This window comes from Erythrobacter rubeus (assembly GCF_014705715.1).
In the GTDB taxonomy this organism is placed as follows: Bacteria; Pseudomonadota; Alphaproteobacteria; order Sphingomonadales; family Sphingomonadaceae; genus Erythrobacter; species Erythrobacter rubeus.
Genome location: NZ_JACXLC010000001.1, coordinates 2,435,699 through 2,450,918 on the forward strand (window position 1 = coordinate 2,435,699; position 15,220 = coordinate 2,450,918).

A 15,220-nucleotide genomic window follows, 5' to 3' on the forward strand; every position below is an offset into this window, starting at 1 on the left:
TCCCCTGAAAAACGTGCCTAGCAGTTACGCAGGGGAATGCGAGAGGGTTTCAGCCGTTACATCCTGAACACACCGAACTGCGGCCGCTCTGGTATTGGCGCTTCCAGCGTTGCCGCAAACGCCAGGCCGAGCACGTCGCGGGTCTGAGCAGGGTCGATCACCCCGTCATCCCACAGCCTTGCAGTGGCGTAATAAGGGTTGCCCTCGTCCTCGTATTTCTGGCGGATTGGGGCCTTGAAGGCCTCGGCCTCTTCGTCGCTCCAGCTGTCGGCGTCGCGGTGGACGGTGGCGAGGACCGATGCGGCCTGCTCACCGCCCATCACCGAGATGCGCGCATTAGGCCACGTGAACAGGAAGCGCGGGGAATAGGCGCGGCCCGCCATGCCGTAATTGCCCGCGCCGAAGCTGCCGCCGATGACCACGGTGATCTTGGGCACAGTCGCAGTCGCGACGGCGGTGACGAGCTTTGCGCCATGCTTGGCGATGCCCTCCGCCTCGTACTTCCCGCCGACCATGAAGCCGGAAATATTCTGCAGGAACAGCAGCGGGATGCGCCGCTGGCAGGCAAGCTCGATGAAGTGCGCGCCCTTCTGCGCGCTTTCGGAAAACAGCACGCCGTTATTGGCGAGGATCGCGACCGGCATACCCCAGATGTGAGCAAAGCCGCAGACGAGCGTTGAGCCATAGTGCTGCTTGAATTCATGGAACTCGCTGCCATCGACCAGCCGGGCGATAACTTCGTGCACGTCATAGGGTGCGCGCACGTCTTCGGGCACGATGGCGTAGAGATCGTCGCCGTCGAACTTGGGCGGTCGCGGTTCGTGCAGGTCGATATCCTTCGCCGCCGCATGGTTGTCCCCCAGATGCGAGACGATATCGCGCACGATGGTAAGCGCGTGCTCGTCATTCTCTGCGAGGTGATCGACGACGCCCGATTTCTTGGCGTGGAGGTCGCCGCCGCCAAGGTCCTCGGCGCTAATCTCCTCACCCGTTGCCGCTTTCACCAGTGGCGGTCCAGCAAGAAAGATTGTGCCTTGGTTGCGCACGATCACCGTCTCGTCGGACATCGCGGGCACATAAGCCCCGCCCGCCGTACAGGAGCCCATGACGCAGGCAATCTGCGGAATGCCCAGCGCAGACATATTCGCCTGATTGAAGAAGATGCGCCCAAAGTGATCGCGGTCGGGAAAGACCTCCGCCTGATGCGGCAGGTTCGCCCCGCCGCTATCGACGAGGTAGATGCACGGCAGCCTGTTCTCCTGCGCAATCTCCTGCGCGCGCAGGTGCTTCTTGACCGTCATCGGGTAGTAAGTGCCGCCCTTCACGGTCGCATCGTTGCACACGATCATCACTTGCCGGCCCGAGACACGCCCGATCCCGCAGATCAGCGACGCGCCGTTGATGTCGCCCTCATACATGCCGTTGGCGGCAAGCTGACCGACCTCAAGAAAGGGCGAGCCCGGATCGAGCAGCCGCTCAACCCGCTCACGGGGGAGCAACTTGCCTCTAGAGACGTGACGCTCGCGGCTGCGCTCTGGCCCGCCCAGCGCGGCCTCGGCGACGGTCGAGCGCAGGTCTACTGCGAGCGCCTTGTTGTGCTCGACACGCGCCTTCGCGTCGGGTGCTTCGCGATCGAGCTTGGATGTGAGAATAGGTGCGGTCATATCATGATGCCTAGAGCGATTAAGATTGGGGTCGATACCAAAAGATAAATGGTCTTCGCTCCTTGAGCTCGACCAAAGGCGAGCACAGCCGCGCTCATCGTTGCCCAAGTAAGATAAAGGGCGATCTCAATCCATTCAGGCACGTGCGGCCAAATCAAGATTAGCGCAGAAGCGATGCAGATGAGCATTACGGCTAGCCAAAGAATTTTCAGGCTGATTGGCTTGAGGTCATTGCTCGGATCGTTCGTCAGTCGCTCGACCGAGCTCGACACACCAATGAGCAATCCCCAGCCAACAAATCCGACTAAAATCTGAATGGCCGCGACGTAGTGAAAGATCACCCCGCCGCCCCGATCAGTTCCCGCCCAATCAGCATCCGGCGGATTTCGTTGGTGCCGGCGCCGATATCGAGCAGCTTGGCATCGCGCATGTAGCGCTCGACCGGCCAGTCGAGCGTATAGCCTGCGCCGCCGAGCGCCTGCACACTTTCGGCGGCAACGCGGAAGGCGTTTTCCGACGCAAGCAGGATCACGCCCGCCGCATCGAAGCGCGTTGTCTGGTCGGCATCGCACGCTTTTGCCACCGCATAGGTGTAGGCGCGCGCCGATTGCAGCGCGACATACATGTCGGCGACCTTCGCCTGCATGATCTGGAAGCTGCCGATCGGTTTGCCGAACTGCTTGCGCTCGCGAAGATACGGGATGACGGTATCGAGACAGGCCTGCATGATGCCTAGCTGCAACCCGGCAAGCACGACGCGCTCATAGTCAAGCCCGCTCATCAGCACGCCGACGCCGCCATTGACCGGGCCCATCACGCGGTCTTCGGGGATGTGGCAGTCGTCGAACACCAGCTCAGCCGTGGGCGAGCCCTTCATGCCGACCTTTTCGATCTTCTGGCCGATTGAGAAACCTTCGTCGCCCTTCTCGATCAGGAAAGCGGTGATCCCGCGCGATCCGGCTTCGCTATCGGTCTTGGCATAGACGACCAGCGTGTCGGCCTCCGGCGCGTTGGTGATCCAGAACTTGGTGCCGTTGAGGACGTAGCCGCCCTGCACCGCCTCCGCCTTCAGCTTCATCGAGACGACATCCGACCCGGCATTCGCTTCCGACATGGCAAGACTGCCGACATGCTCGCCGGAGATCAGTTTGGGCAGATACTTCGCCTTTTGCTCGTCATTGCCCCAACGGCGGATCTGGTTGAGACACAGATTGGAGTGCGCACCGTAGCTGAGCCCAAGAGAAGCGCTTGCGCGGCTGACCTCTTCGACGGCAATGACATGCTCGAGATAGCCGAGACCAAGTCCGCCATCCTCCTGCTCAACCGTGATGCCGTGCAATCCCAGTTCGCCCATCGGCTCCCACAGCTCTCGCGGGAACCAGTCCTCGCGATCGATCTTGTCCGCTAGCGGAGCGATCTGTTCATCGGCGAAACGGCCGACGCTCTCGCGGATCATCTGGGCGCTTTCGCCAAGCTGGAAGTCGAATTCAGGGGTGGCTCGCATGTGACGTCTGTCCGTTTCCTGGTCATGTGCGCCGCGCATTCGAAACGAACAGAGCGGCGACTGATAATTGCTCTGCTGCGGCCTTAGCAATGCGGGTGGAAAAGGCCAACGCTCTGAAGCGCAGCGACCCTCCGCCAGAGCTGCCAGCCGGTTTTGACGGAGCGACCCGTTGCTGTATGGCGAGCGCCATACGAGGACTAAAGGCTTCATGATCTGACCGATATCCAAACCAAGACCTGGCCGACCGGCACCGCCCCCGCGCGCGAATTCTGCGCCGAGGATGAGCGACTGACGGTGCTCGCCAGTTACGGGATGGACGCGCTCGAAGGTGACGAGGAACTGGCCCGGATCGTCGCGTTTGCGGCAAAACTCTGCAACGCGCCGATTGCTCTTGTCAGCATCGTGGAAGAGCATCGCCAGCGCTTCCTTGTTCAGACAGGTCTGGACGAGCAAGAAACGCCGCGCGAATGGAGCTTCTGCGCACACGCCATGATCGGCGGGAACACGACCATTATTCGCGACGCCCGCGAGCATCCTACATTCAAAGACAATCCGCTTGTGACCGGTCCACCGCATATCCGGTTCTACGCCGGCATTCCGCTGATCAGCAATGAAGGCGCACCGCTCGGGACTTTGTGCGTGATCGACGCCAAGCCGCGTGCGGAAGGGCTCAACGAGTTTCAGGGCGAAGGACTGGAGGTCCTCGCATTGGCCGTTCGCAGGCGGCTCGATGCGCACCGCGAATTCAGCCGCGCGTCGGATGAGATCGAGGAAAGCGCGGACCGGGTAAGGTTCGTGCTTGATTCGATGCCGGATATCGCCTGGTCATCCGCCGCTGGCGGTGTATTCGATTATTTCAATGCCCGCTGGGAAGAGATAACCGGGCTCACCCCTCCGCAAAGCGTCGAGGATTGGCGCGCGGCGATCCATCCAGACGATTACGACAGGACACTCAAGAAGTTTTCGGACGCGGTGCTTGGTGCAGAGATGTTCGAGGATGAGTGGCGCATGATTCAAGCGGACGGCAGCTACCGGTGGGTGTTGTCACGCGCAATCCCGTCCACCGACGATCCCGAAACAGCGCGATGGTTCGGAACGCTGACGGATATCGACGATGCATACCGCATGTCGCAGGAGCGCGAACTTCTGGCAGGCGAGCTTGCGCATCGGATCAAGAATATCTTCTCCGTCGTGATCGGGCTTATCACGCTGCATTCCCGCGGCGACGAAGTGCTGAAGGTTTTCGGCGATATGCTGTCGGACAATATCCGCGCTTTGTCACGCGCGCAGGAATACGCGCTGCAGGTCGAAAGTCCGGCCGACAGCGACCTGCATGGCCTGCTCGCGGTGCTCATGGCTCCATACGGAGCGAATGACGGAGACACGGTGGTCATCACGGGCGATCAGGCTATGGTCGGTGCCCGCGCTGCAACGCCGCTGGCGCTGGTATTCCATGAACTCGCGACCAATTCCGCCAAGTATGGCGCGCTCAGCGTGATGGGCGGCAAACTCTCTCTTTCCATAAAACGCTCGGATGACGATGTTGTCATCGGCTGGATTGAAAGCGGCGGCCCAACGGCGGTGGCCCCCGAAAAAACGGGCTTCGGCTCTCGTCTGCTCATGGCGACGATCAACAACCAGCTCGGAGGCTCCATCGAGCATGACTGGCGCGAAGAGGGCCTTTCGATGGTCATCACGCTCCCGACTGCGCGGCTGGCCGAATAGGATCGCGCAAGCTATCGCTTTTGCAACATGAGTGCGCCCGATCCGCCAGACACCCCGATCCTGACCTTCGATCGTGTCGAACGCCGATACGGCGATGATGACGAGGTCATCGCTGTGGGCGGCGTCGATTGTACGATACAATCCGGCAGCTTCGTCGCGCTGGTAGGCGCATCGGGCTCGGGCAAATCCACGCTGCTGAAGATGGTGAACACGCTTGTCACACCGACTGCGGGCAGGGTCCTGTTCGCAGGAGAGGACGTGACGGAGCAGAGCCAGTCGCAATTGCGGCGCCGGGTCGGGTACGTCTTTCAGGGCATCGGCCTGTTCCCGCACTTTACCGTCGGTGAGAATATTGCGATCGGCCCGCGCCTCGCAGGCGAAACACTTTCTACAGAGCGGATTTCGGAACTGCTGACCCTGGTCGAGCTTGAGCCCGACATGGCAGCCCGAATGCCCGATGAGCTCTCCGGCGGGCAGCGTCAGCGCGTCGGCGTGGCCCGCGCGCTCGCTGGCGATCCCGAGCTGCTGCTGATGGATGAGCCATTCGGCGCGCTCGATCCGATCACCCGCGATGCTTTGGGCGAGAAAGTGAGAGAGCTCCATGAACGCCTCGGCCTGACCACGGTGATGGTGACGCATGACATGGCCGAGGCACTGCTGCTGGCCGACCGGGTGCTGGTCATGGACGCCGGATTGCTGGTCGCCGACGCGAGCCCGAGCGAGCTGCTAAAGGGTGGCGGCGGCGAGGTGGCGCAAGGTCTCGTCGCTGTCCCGCGCCAACAGGCTGAAAAGCTGGCCGCGATGGAAGGCCGGCTCGCCTGATGGAGAGCTTTGCTCAAATCCTTTTCGGCCTCGGCGACAAACTGGCCGCTCACGTAGTGCTCGCTGCCAGCGCGATCGGCCTCGGCATCGCCGTGGCGCTGCCGCTCGCGGTGTGGGCCAGCCGTTCGCAAACCGTGAACCGGCTGGCGTTGGGTTTCGCAAGCCTCGTGCAGACCATCCCGGCGCTCGCTTTGCTGGCGCTGTTCTTTCCGATCCTCCTATCGCTGCGCGCAGTCTTCGGCGAAGGCCTGCCGACGCTCGGCTTCCTGCCAGCGCTGCTCGCCCTGGCGCTCTATGCGTTGCTGCCGATCCTGCGCAACGCGGTGACGGCGCAGGCCAATCTCGATCCCGGCATACTCGAGGCGGCCGACGGTGTCGGGATGACAAGCTGGCAAAAGCTCCGGCTGGTCGAAGCGCCTTTATCTGCGCCCTTCATCATGGCGGGCATTCGCACGGCGAGCGTGTGGACGATCGGCGCAGCGACCTTGTCGACCACGATCGGCCAACCAAGTCTCGGCGACCCGATCTTCGCCGGATTGCAGACCCAGAACTGGGCATTGGTGCTTGCCGGATGCTTCGCGAGCGCAGGCCTCGCGCTGGTCACCGACATCCTGCTGGGCCTGATCGAGCGCGGACTGGCCGCGCGAAAACGCTGGCAATGGGCCGGGGGGATGCTCGCCGTTGCGCTCGGCCTGATCGCGGCGCTCGTTTATCAATCCGGCGGCGACGATGACGACGCGATCGTCATCGCTTCGAAGCAGTTTTCCGAACAATATATCCTCGCCCAGCTAATCGGATCGCAGCTGCAGAAGGCCGGATACAAGGTCGAATATCGCGACGGGCTCGGCTCGGCTGTGGTGCACAATGCCGTGACCTCGTCCAACATCGACATCTCCGTCGATTACACGGGCACGATCTGGACCAACAATCTCAAGCGCACCGACAATCCGGGTCGCGAGGCGATGTACGAGACAATCAAGCAGTGGGAGGCCGAGGAGCATGGCGTCCGCGTGTTGGGGCGGCTCGGTTTCGAAAACGCGTATGCTTTCGCCATGCGTGAGGAACGGGCGAGTGCGCTTGGCGTCGAGACGCTGAATGACCTGGTGCCGGTCGCCGGTCAGTTGACAGTCGGCGGCGACCCGGAATTCTTCGAGCGGCCCGAATGGACCGCTGTGCGCGAGGCATATGGTCTCGATTTCGGGGAAACCCGCAATTTTGCGCCCACCTTTATGTACAACGCGCTCAGGTCCGGCGAGGCGGATGTGATCAGCGCCTATACCTCCGACGGCAGGATCGCGGCGGACCGGCTCATCATACTCGAGGACCCGCGCGAGGCCTTGCCGTCCTATGATGCTATGCTGATGATGTCTCCGCGCATCGCCGACGATGAGGAGATCGCCGCGGCGCTCGAACCGCTGATCGGCGCAATCAGCGTGGAAGCGATGCGCGAGGCGAATTTCGCCGTCGACCGTGAGGGAGAAGGCAAGCTCAGCCCCAAAGCCGCAGCCGCCGAGCTTGCAGAGGCAATCGGCCTTTGAGGGGCTCTATTTCGCCCTGCGCCAGATCTGGGTCTGGCAGAACGGACCGATGCAGCCTTTGACTTCGAGCGTATTGGCGCTCTTGCGCCGAACGACAGAACGGTAATCCTTGCCTGACTTGGGATCGTAGATACGGCCCCGCCAGAGATCGCGCTCTTCGGCAAATTGGAACAGGACAGGCAGACCGAGGAGCTTGCGCTTGCGCAGACGCGGGTCGGGGTTGTTGATGTCGCGCTGGTCCAGCCCGTCCGGCGGCGGCACGATGAACTTGGCGATCCGCCCGCAAGTGCTCTCTCCGCATTTCCCGATGCTCACGATCGCGTCCTCGTCCTCGGTCAGCCAGCGCCCGGCAATCGAATCGGCAGCGATGGCAGGCGAGGAAATGGCGGCAAGCGCCGCGGTGAGGGTCGCGGCGGCGGCGAGGCGCATTGTCATGTCATTCTCCAGATCGATCGACGATCATCATTCGCTGTCGGCCACGGCAAGGTTACACCGCTCAATCGAAGCCTTCTCCATGCTGCCACCGCGGGCCGCATACGCCCAGAACCTTGAACAGGGCGCCCATCTGATCGTCTTCGACAAGGCGGTCGCGTTGGCGCTGCAACTGGTCGGCCATGTTCGGCGATTTGCGCTTGAGCGCCTCCAGCCGGGTGTCGATGTGCAACTGGCGCAGCCACTCGCCCTGCATTTGCAGGCCCATCACATCGGCGCCGTTCTTCTCGGCTACCTCCTGCAGCATTTCGAAATCGACATGCGCGGTCAGGTCGGCTTCGCCCGGCGCGTCGAGCGGATCGACCTTCTTGTGGTCCTTGATCGCCTGCAGCGTAGATCCGGCCCGCAATTCGCTCGCCCCGTAATCAATGATCAGCGCTGCTCCGCCCTGGTTTTTCAGGCGCTGCGCAATCTCGGCCATGATCGTAGCGGCAGCTGGGCTGGTTTCGATCATCGAGCCTTGAGCCGCGCTCTTCCAGCTCGTCGGGACGATCGAATCCATCGGCTTGTCGCCAGCGACGAAGGCCAGATTGTCGCCTTCCAGTCCGATCATGCGCTCGTGCCAGCCATTGGCCGATCGCACCAGCTGATGGATCGGTAGCGCGTCGAAGAATTCGTTGGCGACGATCAGCAGCGGGCGATCTTCGGGCAGTGTCGAAAGATCGTTATGGAACCGCACCGTCGGCACGGCCTGCCGCTGAACCTGTCGAAGCTGCAGCGATCCCTCGACAAAGTGGATCTGCGGTTCGAACCCGTATTTACCGGCAGTCCTGAGCACGTCCTTGGCGAGTGTCCCGCGGCCAGGGCCCAGCTCGACATAGTGGATGTTTTTCGACGCGCCCATCTTGACCCAGACATCCGCAATCCAGAGCCCGACCAGTTCGCCGAACATCTGGCTGATTTCGGGCGCGGTGATGAAATCGCCCTCATCGCCCAGCGGGTCGCGGCTGTCATAATAGCGCGCGTTGCTCTCACCCATATATTGCGCGAGGCTGATTGGACCGGTTTCGCGGATGAGGCGGCGGAAAACCGTGCCGAGATCGGCCGCCTTGGCGCGTGCGGCGGCTTCTTCCTCTTTCGCTTTCTGCTCTGCTTCGGCCTTTGCTTTGGCTGCGGCCTCTTCGGCGGCTCTCTTCTTTGCCTCTGCTTTTGCTTTTTCTTCGGCGGCTTTTTTCTCGGCTTCAGCCTTGGCTTTTGCCTCGGCGGCCTTCTTCGCCGCTTCCTCCTTGGCCTTCGCTTCGGCTTCTTTCTTGGCTTTCGCCTCGGCCTCGGCCTTCGCCTTTTTCTCCGCCTCAAGCTTCGCCTTTTTCTCGGCTTCTGCTTTAGCCTTCGCTTCCGCCTTCGCCTTTTTCTCGGCTTCGGCTTTAGCGCGTGCTTCCGCTTCCCTTTTGGCCTTTGCTTCTGCCTCTTTCTGAGCTTTCGCCTCCGCTGCTGCCTTAGCCTCCGCTTCCTTCTTGGCTTTGGCTTCCGCTTCACGCCGAGCCTTTTCCTCAGCCTTCGCTTTTTGTTCGGCTTCAGCCTTAGCCTTGGCCTCTGCTTCCGCTTCCGCTTTCGCTTTCCTTGCCGCCTCAGCCTCTTTCTTGGCCTTGGCTTCGGCCGCTGCTTTTTCAGCGGCCTCTTTCTTAGCCTTGGCCACCGCTTTCTTCTCCGCCTCGAGCTTCGCTTTTGCGTCGGCTTGTCGCTTTTTCTCAGCTTCAGCTTCGGCCTCAGCCTTTTCTTCGGCGGCGCGCTTGGCAGCGGCTTCCTTTTCCGCGGCGGCCAATTCCGGGTCAGCGTCCGTGCCGAACAGCGCGGCAGGCGGAACTTCGGTTTCGGTCCCGTCGGGCTCGATCAGGCGGAGCGCCCGCGGACGCCACGCCCTGTATTCATCGCTTACGCGGTCTGAGTGCTGCTCACGCTGCCGGTTCCCACCGGCTTCCTCGTCGCGGCGTAAAGCGTTACAATCAACCCAATCAAGATCAGCGGTATTGTCAGCCATTGCCCCATCGATAGCCCTGTTCGGGCTGCAAATTCCGCAAGCTGCGTATCGGGCTCACGGAAGAATTCGTTAACAAAGCGGGCGATCCCCATGCCGACGGTGAAAACGCCAACCAGCAGACCAGGGCGATAGCGCGCCTTTGTCTTCCAGAACAAGAGCATGAGCACAATCAGCAGGGCCAGTCCTTCGAGACCGGCCTGATAGAGCTGGCTTGGATGGCGCGCGATGTCGCCTGCGCGCGGATCGGGGAACACCATCGCCCACGCCACATCGGTCGGCCTGCCCCACAGCTCGCCGTTGTTGAAGTTTGCGAGCCGTCCCAGCATCATCCCCATCGGCACGTTGACCGCGATGTAATCGCACACCCGCAGGAATGAGAGATTGCCGCGCCGCGTCACCCAGGCGATCGCAATCAGCACGCCGACAAGCCCGCCGTGAAAGCTCATGCCGCCTTCCCATAATTTCAGGACGTCAACCGGGTTCTCCCACAGACCCGGTTGGTAGAAGATCGCATAGCCCAGCCGCCCGCCCAGAATGACGCCAAGCGTGCAATAAAAGAACAGGTCGTCGGCATGGCGCTGCGCGAGCGGTGCGCCCGGCTGCTTGATCATTTTCGAAAGGTGCCAGTAGGCGAAAATTACGCCGATGAGATAGGCGAGAGAATAGAACCGAAGCGTGAAGAAGCCGAGATCGATGCCCGGGCGCAGGCCGAGGTCGGACCAGTAGATCGGATCGGCGACGGCGCCGCTTGCAGCAAGTAGTGACAGCAACAAAGGAACCTCTTAATAGCCGTGGAAAAGCCGCGCGGGCCACCAAATCGCGCGGCTTGTGGCACAGCCGCGCGTTCGGGGGAAGGGCTTTGGGGAAAGCCTGCCAGATGCGCATTTGCCGCGGAACAAATAACGGACCGACACCATTTCGTGTCTGGGCCGGCGAGAGAAGAAAGACCTGAAGGAGAGAATCCCGGTATGCCCACACAGTTGGACAATGCGCTCGAAACGATCATCGGCGAACTGACCAAGGAAGGCCAGCCTTTCATGACCGTGCCTTATGATCGCGGCGGTGTCGAAATGCCTGCCTTCGCCGCAGCCCCGCCCACGCTCGCACACTATTTCGCGCACTTCTGTAACGAGCATAAGGATGTGCCCTTCATTGTCGACGGCGAGACCCGGCTGACATTTGGCGAAACCTACGCCGCTGCGGTTTGCGTTGCCGAAGGTCTGGCGAAGCATCACGGCATCGAAAAGGGAGACCGGGTCGGGATCGCCGCGCGCAATTCGGGCAACTGGATGATCGCTTACATGGGCATCGTGATGGCCGGCGGCTGCGCCACCCTGCTCAACGGTTTCTGGTCGGGCGAAGAACTTGCTTACGGCATTCGCCTCGCCGATTGTAAGATCGTTCTCGCCGATGCCGGCCGCGCAAAGCGGCTGGATGGCACCGATCATTCCGCCAAGTTGGTGCTGTTCGATCACGGCGGCGCGCCGTCCGAAGGCCTTTCGAGCGTTTGGGCCCAGCCTGACGAGGACACGCCTTCTGTCGCCATGCAGATGCTTGGCCAGTTGGGCCCGGACGACATCGCCACCATCCTCTACACATCCGGATCGACCGGAAATTCAAAGGGCGCATGGTCCGATCACCGCGGCGTTGTCGCCGGGGTCATGAGCTATGTCAGCCAAAGCGCGATGGCCAAGGTGCTGCTCGAAAGCCAGGGTCAGGACCTTTCCGATCAGCCATGCGCTCTCATCGCTGTTCCGCTGTTCCATGTTACCGGCGAAGTGCCGCTCTTCCTGCAAAGCTATGCCATTGCCCGCAAACTCGTCCTGATGCCGAAATGGGATGCGGAAGAGGCGCTGCGTCTGATGCAGAACGAGCGCGTAACCTATTTCGTCGGCGTTCCTCTGATGAGCTACGAAATCGCGACGCACGAGAACCGCGACAAATACGATCTCTCTGCATGCAAGAGCTTCGCCGCAGGCGGCGCGCCGCGTCCGGTCGAACACGTCAACAAGATCAAGGAAGCCTTCCCCGAAGGATTCCCGCTGCTCGGCTACGGCCTGACTGAGACCAACGCGGTCGGCTGCGGCAATTTCAACGAGAACTATATGGCGAAACCCGGCTCCACCGGGCGCGCGTCAAAACCGATCGTCGACCTGCGCATCCTCGACGATGACGGCAACGAACTGCCTCAGGGCGATATTGGCGAAGTCTGCATCCGCTCGGTCGCAAATTTCCGCGGCTACTGGAACAATGACGAAGCAACAAAGGAAGCCTTCACCGATAACGGTTTCTTCCGCACAGGCGATCTCGGCTATCTCGACGAAGACGATTACCTCTTCATCGTCGATCGGAAGAAGGACATCATCATTCGCGGCGGGGAGAACATTTCCTGCATCGAGGTCGAAGACGCGATCTACGCGCATGACGACATCGCCGAATGTTCGGTGTTCGGACTGCCCGATGAACGCATGGGCGAAGTTCCAGCGGCGGTGTTTCGCGTGAAGGATGGCCGCGAGCCCATGAGCGCGGCGCAGCTTCGCGAATTCCTGCTTGGCCAGATTGCGCCGTTCAAGGTCCCGCTGGAGGAGCACATCTGGCCGGTCACCGAAGTGCTGCCGCGCCTCGGTACGCAGAAGATCGATAAGAAGACGCTGCGCGCCCAGTACACCGAACAGATGGCGTCGGCCTGATCGGACGACCTGCACTGACCATCGGGGAGACCCAAAGGAGCCACTTTTGACCCGCAGACGTGTCCCCGGACAGCGCGCCATAATCGATCGCCGTGCGCTGACCGAGCGCATTTCTGCGCTGGCGAGCGGTGACGACGACAACCGGCAGGCCATCGTCACGGCGCTTCGCGAAGCGCTTGATGCCGGGCGCGAAGAGCTGGCGCGGCGTTTGCTCGAAAAACCTTCGGCAGGCCACGATTGCGTAGCGGGTCACGCATTCCTGATCGATCAGCTTTTGCGCGTGATCCACGATTACGTGACCGCGCATGTCTACCCGGTGCCCAACCGTACCGCCGCCGAGCGTTTGGCCGTGGTCGCGGTCGGCGGATATGGCCGCGCGGAGATGGCGCCGCATTCGGATGTCGACATTGCATTCGTCACCCCGATGAAACGCGCGCCGTGGTGCGAGCAGGTGATCGAGGCGATGCTTTACCTGCTGTGGGATCTCGGCCTGAAAGTCGGCCATTCCAGCCGGACGATTGCCGACACAATGCGGATGGCGAAGGAAGACCTCACCATCCGCACTGCTCTACTGGAAGGGCGTCTCGTCTGGGGCGATCAGGAACTCTACGAGGAGCTGCGCGCGCGCTTCTGGCAGGAGGTCGTCAAGGGGACCGAGCGACAGTTCCTCACGCAGAAGCTCGAAGAGCGGAACCAGCGGCACAAGCGCATGGGCGACAGCCGCTATGTCGTCGAACCCAATGTGAAAGACGGGAAGGGCGGGCTGCGCGACCTGCAGACGCTGTACTGGATTGGCAAGAACCAGCACCGCGTGGAAACCGCCGCCGACCTCGTCGATGTGGGACTGTTCACCCAAACCGAATATCGCAGTTTTCGCCGTGCCGAAGGATTCCTGCTTGCGGTCCGCTGCCACATGCACGTCATCACCGACCGGGCGGAGGACCGGCTCACATTCGATCTCCAGCGGCAGGTCGCGGAGCGGATGAATTTTGCCGACAGGCCGGGCAAGAGCGCGGTCGAGCGCTTCATGCAGTTCTATTTTCTGCAGGCGAAACGCGTCGGCAGCCTAACGGGCGTCTTCCTGTCGCATCTCGAAGAGGAAACGACCCGGGCCAAGGTGCGCACAGGGTTCTTCGCGGGATGGAGTCCGAAGAGCCGCGATCTGAAAGGCTATGTGATTTCCGGCGGACGCATCCGCGCGCCAAGCGATGACTGGTTCGAGAAAGACCCGGTCCGCCTGATCGAGATATTCCAGCTAGCCGAAGCCGAGGGGGTCGAGGTCCACCCCGAAACAATGCGTCTCGCCGACCGGGATTCGCGGCTGATCAAGTCCAAAGTGCGCAAGGACCCGCGTGCCAATGCGCTTTTCATCGAGCTTCTAAGCGGGCGCAACGACCCTGAAACCGCGCTGCGCTGGATGAACGAGGCCGGGGTGTTCGGCCGCTTCGTGCCCGATTTCGGGCGAGTGAACGCGCAGATGCAGTTCGACATGTATCACCACTACACGGTCGATGAGCACACGATCCGGGCCATCGGCCTCTTGAGCGAGACCGAGCGCGGACTGCTGGAAAAGGACCATCCACGCAACACCCGCGAAATCCACAAGGTCGCCTCGCGCCGCGCGATCTATGTCGCAGTCCTGCTTCACGATATCGCCAAGGGACGCGGCGGCGATCACTCGGTGCTGGGCGCGGAGGTGGCGCGCGAATTGTGCCCCCGCTTCGGCCTCGATCAGAAGGAGACCGATCTCGTCGCATGGCTGGTCCTCCAGCACTTGCTGATGAGCTCGACCGCGCAAAAACGCGACCTCACCGATCCCAAAACGATCGAGGATTTTGTGGCCGAGGTGCAGACGCTCGAACGGCTGCGCAATCTCGCGATCCTGACGGCCGTCGATATTCGTGCGGTCGGCCCGGGCACTTGGAACAGCTGGAAAGGCCAGCTGCTCGGCGAGCTTTACGATGCGGCGAAGGAGCGGCTGCGTCTCGGCCACAAACGGCGCGGGCGGGCCGAGCGTGTCGATGCCAAGAAAGCGGTGACGGCTGAAGCGCTTGGCGAAAAGGCATATCTGGTCGAGCAGGCGGGCGAGTTGCTATCCGATGCCTACTGGATCGCGGAACCCGAAGACATCATCGCCAAGAACCTGATCCAGTACGAAGAAGCGCGGCGGATCGAGGATCACCTGTCGATCCATTGCGAGGTCGATGAAGAACGCGGCGCGAGCCTGGTGAGCGTGATCGCGCCCGATCACCCCGGCCTGTTCTACCGCATGGCCGGCGGCATTCACTTAGCCGGGGCGAACATCATCGACGCGCGCATTCATACCGCGATGAACGGATATGCGGTCGACAACTTCCTGGTGCAGGATCTCAATGCGCAGCCGTTCCGCGAAGACACCCAGATCAGGCGCTTGAAAGAAGGGATCCGCAAAGCCTTGCAGGGCGAAGGCGAGCTGGTGCCGAAACTCGCCGCGCGGCCTCTGTCGCACTTGCGTGCCAAGGCTTTCGAAGTCGCTCCGAGCGTGAACTTCGACAATTCGGCGTCGAACCATTTCACGGTGGTGGAAGTAACCGCCCGCGACAGGCCTGCGCTCCTGAACCGGCTGGCCCACGCGCTCTACAAGGCGAACCTGATCGTGCAGTCCGCGCACATCACCGCATACGGTGAGTCCGCCGCGGATACGTTCTACATAACCGACCTGACCGGCAGCAAGATCAAGACCCCGGAAAGGCTCGCAGAAATCGAAGCCGCGCTCCTCGAAGCAGCGAGCGACCGCAAGCAGCGACAGCTCGAAAGCGCCTGACATC

General features: G+C 61.8%; 11 protein-coding genes. 5 read left to right on the forward strand and 6 right to left on the reverse strand.

All coding sequences use genetic code 11. The features are described 5' to 3' along the window. Positions 1-56: 56 nt before the first annotated feature. The 3 genes from IB285_RS12000 to IB285_RS12010 are packed head-to-tail and all read right to left on the reverse strand — an operon-like array spanning position 57 to position 3,168. Positions 57-1,664 carry a carboxyl transferase domain-containing protein gene (locus IB285_RS12000; RefSeq protein ID WP_190788393.1) on the reverse strand — a complete coding sequence of 536 codons (1,608 nt, stop codon included), beginning with the start codon at positions 1,662-1,664 and terminating at the stop codon, positions 57-59. Continuing rightward, a complete protein-coding gene (locus IB285_RS12005) occupies positions 1,661-2,005 on the reverse strand; it encodes a hypothetical protein (RefSeq protein WP_190788394.1) in 345 nt (114 codons plus the stop codon). The genes IB285_RS12000 and IB285_RS12005 overlap by 4 nt, the downstream gene beginning before the upstream one ends. Next, positions 2,002-3,168, reverse strand: coding sequence for an isovaleryl-CoA dehydrogenase (locus IB285_RS12010; RefSeq protein ID WP_190788395.1), 1,167 nt, complete (start codon positions 3,166-3,168; stop codon positions 2,002-2,004). The genes IB285_RS12005 and IB285_RS12010 overlap by 4 nt, the downstream gene beginning before the upstream one ends. 312 nt (positions 3,169-3,480) lie before the next feature. Between IB285_RS12010 and IB285_RS12015 the strand changes: the two genes are divergently transcribed. From IB285_RS12015 to IB285_RS12025, 3 genes are read left to right on the forward strand one after another with little or no spacing between them, the layout of a single operon-like run. Further along, positions 3,481-4,893, forward strand: a complete 1,413-nt coding sequence (locus IB285_RS12015; protein WP_190789100.1) for a PAS domain-containing protein — start codon at positions 3,481-3,483, stop codon at positions 4,891-4,893. A 27-nt stretch (positions 4,894-4,920) separates the two neighbouring features. Continuing rightward, positions 4,921-5,715, forward strand: coding sequence for an ATP-binding cassette domain-containing protein (locus IB285_RS12020; RefSeq protein WP_190788396.1), 795 nt, complete (start codon positions 4,921-4,923; stop codon positions 5,713-5,715). Continuing rightward, positions 5,715-7,253 (forward strand): ABC transporter permease/substrate-binding protein, encoded by a 1,539-nt coding sequence (locus IB285_RS12025; protein ID WP_190788397.1) that lies wholly within the window; start codon positions 5,715-5,717, stop codon positions 7,251-7,253. The genes IB285_RS12020 and IB285_RS12025 overlap by 1 nt, the downstream gene beginning before the upstream one ends. Positions 7,254-7,259: 6 nt before the next feature. Here IB285_RS12025 and IB285_RS12030 read toward each other — a convergent pair whose 3' ends face one another. From IB285_RS12030 to lgt, 3 genes are all read right to left on the reverse strand, one after another. Next, on the reverse strand, positions 7,260-7,688 hold the full coding sequence (locus IB285_RS12030; protein ID WP_190788398.1) for a DUF2147 domain-containing protein: 429 nt from the start codon (positions 7,686-7,688) through the stop codon (positions 7,260-7,262). Positions 7,689-7,749: 61 nt separating this feature from the next. Next, positions 7,750-9,723, reverse strand: a complete 1,974-nt coding sequence (locus IB285_RS15145) for a class I SAM-dependent methyltransferase (protein WP_328705887.1) — start codon at positions 9,721-9,723, stop codon at positions 7,750-7,752. Continuing rightward, a complete protein-coding gene (lgt, locus tag IB285_RS12040; RefSeq protein WP_190788399.1) occupies positions 9,618-10,493 on the reverse strand; it encodes a prolipoprotein diacylglyceryl transferase in 876 nt (291 codons plus the stop codon). The genes IB285_RS15145 and lgt overlap by 106 nt, the downstream gene beginning before the upstream one ends. A gap of 198 nt (positions 10,494-10,691) precedes the next feature. Between lgt and IB285_RS12045 the strand changes: the two genes are divergently transcribed. Both IB285_RS12045 and IB285_RS12050 read left to right on the forward strand, forming a co-directional pair. Then, positions 10,692-12,413, forward strand: coding sequence for a class I adenylate-forming enzyme family protein (locus tag IB285_RS12045; protein ID WP_190788400.1), 1,722 nt, complete (start codon positions 10,692-10,694; stop codon positions 12,411-12,413). 46 nt (positions 12,414-12,459) lie between these two features. Further along, the gene (locus tag IB285_RS12050; protein WP_190788401.1) at positions 12,460-15,216 is read left to right on the forward strand and encodes a [protein-PII] uridylyltransferase; all 2,757 of its coding nucleotides are present in this window, start codon (positions 12,460-12,462) and stop codon (positions 15,214-15,216) included. Positions 15,217-15,220: the final 4 nt, after the last annotated feature.